Below are 551 nucleotides of genomic sequence, written 5' to 3'. Positions count from 1 at the left end.
TTGATCACCATTGTATAGCGATATACGTTGGCAATCGTTAAAAAAGTATTGTTCAATCACAAAAGTGATCGACTCGGTTGATTACTTGATGTTTTGTTGCTTCAATGTCGTTTTATCCAGTTTTCAATGAACAAATTACTCTTAAATGAAGTAATTGGTGGAGCCTAGCGGGATCGAACCGCTGACCTCCTGCGTGCAAGGCAGGCGCTCTCCCAGCTGAGCTAAGGCCCCGGAATATGAATGGTGGGCCTAAGTGGACTCGAACCACCGACCTCACGCTTATCAGGCGTGCGCTCTAACCAGCTGAGCTATAGGCCCCTTCAGGGATATGAAGTTTCTCTTGCCGATTTCAAACACACAGTGTCTAAAACGGCTCAATGAACCTTCAAAACTGAACGCAAAACGTCAACGTATGAACCCAAGATTCATATTCCGTAATTATCCTTAGAAAGGAGGTGATCCAGCCGCACCTTCCGATACGGCTACCTTGTTACGACTTCACCCCAATCATCTGTCCCACCTTCGGCGGCTGGCTCCCGTAAGGGTTACCC

General features: G+C 47.2%; 2 tRNA genes and 1 rRNA gene. All 3 read right to left on the bottom strand.

Annotation, left to right across the window (positions count from 1 at the left end):
- Nucleotides 1-155 precede the first annotated feature (155 nt).
- A tRNA-Ala gene (locus tag M3191_RS18185) sits at nucleotides 156-231 on the bottom strand.
- 10 nt (nucleotides 232-241) lie between these two features.
- Nucleotides 242-318: transfer RNA gene (locus tag M3191_RS18180), tRNA-Ile, on the bottom strand.
- 130 nt (nucleotides 319-448) lie between these two features.
- Nucleotides 449-551: ribosomal RNA gene (locus tag M3191_RS18175) — 16S ribosomal RNA — on the bottom strand; the annotation flags it as partial.

The organism is Sporosarcina luteola (genome assembly GCF_023715535.1).
In the GTDB taxonomy this organism is placed as follows: domain Bacteria; phylum Bacillota; class Bacilli; order Bacillales_A; family Planococcaceae; genus Sporosarcina; species Sporosarcina luteola_B.
Note: the sequence above shows the minus strand (reverse complement) of the source record. Positions and strands in the feature narration are given on the sequence as shown.